1 pseudogene is annotated in these 241 nt (G+C 42.3%); it reads right to left on the bottom strand.

What is annotated here, in order from left to right:
• A pseudogene (locus AB4512_RS25000) lies at positions 1-241 on the bottom strand (diguanylate cyclase); the annotation flags it as partial.

Here is a 241-nt window from a genome sequence, read left to right as displayed (position 1 = left end):
TTATAGCCTTTTCTTTCTGGAATAGAATCGCCAAACAGCTTACCGCTATGGTTACTCGCTATGTAATAACCCGCTTCATTAAGAACTTCTGCTCTAAGATCATTATCAGGGGAAAAGCTAAGACGCGACGATAAACCCCATACGTCGAGATTAATAACAAGGTAACCCACTCTTTTCTCAGGTGTTTCTACGGGGGTAAAGACACGAATAACCGGCATATAAGGGAAGGTGATCTCACCAT

Origin of the sequence: Vibrio sp. 10N.222.52.B7, assembly GCF_041474275.1 — a bacterium.
GTDB lineage: Bacteria > Pseudomonadota > Gammaproteobacteria > Enterobacterales > Vibrionaceae > Vibrio > Vibrio crassostreae_C.
This window is presented reverse-complemented; position numbering and strand designations above follow the sequence as displayed.